At 61.7% G+C, this 2,017-nt stretch carries 3 protein-coding genes and 1 pseudogene; 3 read left to right on the top strand and 1 reads right to left on the bottom strand.

Annotation, left to right across the window (positions count from 1 at the left end; all coding sequences use genetic code 11):
- On the bottom strand, positions 1-547 hold a 547-nt coding region (gene lgt, locus EN939_RS31840), incomplete at its 3' end, for a prolipoprotein diacylglyceryl transferase (RefSeq protein WP_127271551.1).
- Between the two features lie 168 nt (positions 548-715).
- Between lgt and EN939_RS31845 the strand changes: the two genes are divergently transcribed.
- From EN939_RS31845 to EN939_RS31855, 3 genes and pseudogenes are all read left to right on the top strand, one after another.
- A complete protein-coding gene (locus tag EN939_RS31845; protein WP_127270531.1) occupies positions 716-1,024 on the top strand; it encodes an accessory factor UbiK family protein in 309 nt (102 codons plus the stop codon).
- Between the two features lie 339 nt (positions 1,025-1,363).
- A complete protein-coding gene (locus EN939_RS31850) occupies positions 1,364-1,864 on the top strand; it encodes a YbjN domain-containing protein (RefSeq protein WP_013893499.1) in 501 nt (166 codons plus the stop codon).
- Positions 1,865-1,891: 27 nt separating this feature from the next.
- A pseudogene (locus tag EN939_RS31855) lies at positions 1,892-2,017 on the top strand (tRNA-binding protein); the annotation flags it as partial.

Here is a 2,017-nt window from a genome sequence, read left to right on the forward strand (position 1 = left end):
ACGACCCGCCATTGGGGAATTCGAAAGCCCAGGGCACGTCGGTTGGGCGCCCCCACAGCTCGGAGTTGATGAAGTTGGCGACGCGCACCAGGCCAAGGCCGACCGGCACGCCGGCCGCCACGACGTCAAACAGCGACCAGGTGCGGATGCCGCGCTTGATGGAAAACAGCGTCATGGCGAGGATGACGCCAAGCAGGCCGCCATGGAACGACATACCGCCTTGCCAGACCGCCAAGATATCGAGCGGGTGGGCGATGTAGCGTGGCAGATCATAGAACAGCACATAGCCGGTGCGGCCGCCGAGCACGACGCCGATGGCCGCCCAGACGATGAAGTCGTCGAGATCCTCCGGCTTCATCGGCAGGACGCCGTTCGGCCACAGCCTGGCATTGGCGGCGAGCCGCTTGGCGTACCACCAGGCAAACAGGATGCCGACGATATAGCCGACGCCATACCAGTGCACCGCCAGCGGCCCGATCTGGATGAGGATCGGGTTGATGTCGGGGAAGGGCAAGGAGGCCAGCGGCAGCAGGAAATATTCGTTCAACGGGGAACTCTCATTGCGAAACGCGTTTGCGCGCGGACCATGCGGCAGGGTTTTGGCAGGGTCAAGGCAAGGTGGGCGCCCTCGACTTGATGCCGCAGCGCGGCGCAACATGCTTGCATTCGACGCGCAGCGCCACTACGTCAATTTGTGCAAGCGCGAGGATTTGCCATGTCGACCGGACCGAACCGCATTCTCGATGAATTCGCCAAGCTGATGACCGACGCCGCCGGCGCCGCCCAGGGCGTGCGCCGGGAGGTGGAGACGGCCTTCAAGGGGCAGGCCGAACGCATTCTCAACACCATGGACGTGGTGCAGCGCGAAGAGTTCGAAGCCGCGCGCGAGATGGCCGCCAAGGCGCGGGAAGAAAACACTCGCCTTGCCGCCCGCATCGAGGCGCTCGAGGCGAAGCTTGCCGAACTGGCCGGCGACGCCACACCAGCGACGGCGGCCAAGCCGCGCACAAAAAATAATCGTTAAACTTTTCCACATAGCCCGATCCTGAAAAGCGCTTTGCCGTGAATCGCTTAACGGCATTGCATGAATCTTTGTGACAGCGGCTTTCCACATGCGAATGACGCAGTGCGAAAAATTGGGCTGTTCACGCGACTCCCGATCAATAGACTGAATTTGTTGCATGATTCGGAGCAGGGTCATGCGACCGGGCGGTGGGGTCCGGTCTGGGGTCTTTGCGTCGAGAAGGTAGTCTTTTGCGCGAAGAAAGTCCTGGCCGTCCGAGTTCTAGACAAGATTGTTCGTTGTGTGTGCCCTCCCGCGGAGCGTGTGGCGGCGCTCGTACAGAACGACAGGAAGCATTCCATGGAACTTCTCGAACTCGAATTCTCCCGCGAAATCCATCCGGTGGATGTTATCGAGCAGGTGGCCCACAACAACGACTGGTCCTTTGAGCGGGCCGGCGACGACGAGATTTCGATCTCGGTTGCCGGAAGCTGGACCGACTATCACGTCTCCTTCTCGTGGATGGAGGATTTCGAGGCGCTGCACCTTGCCTGCGCCTTCGACATCAAGGTGCCGGAGACCCGCGCGCTGGAAGTGATGCGGCTCTTGTCGCTGATCAACGAGCAGATGCTGTTTGGCCATTTCGACCTCTGGGAGCAGGAGGGCGCGATCATGTTCCGCCAGTCGCTGCTGCTGGCCGGCGGGGTCGAGCCGTCGAGCCAGCAGGTCGAAGTGTTGCTGTCGTCGGCGCTGGAAGCCTGCGAATGCTATTTCCAGGCGTTCCAGTTCGTTGTCTGGTCGGGAACCTCGGCCAAGGACGCCCTGGCCGGCGTGCTGTTCGAGACCTACGGCAACGCCTGAGTCCCCGCAAGGCAGACAAGAACCAAGATGAGTTCGAACAGCGAGCGTAAGCCCGAGATCAGTTTTGCCGATTTCGATCGTGTCGACATCCGCGCCGGCACGATCGTCGAGGCCGAGCCGTTTCCCGAGGCGCGCAAGCCCGCATTCAAGCTG

It is taken from the genome of Mesorhizobium sp. M7A.F.Ca.CA.002.05.1.1, from assembly GCF_003998335.1.
GTDB lineage: Bacteria > Pseudomonadota > Alphaproteobacteria > Rhizobiales > Rhizobiaceae > Mesorhizobium.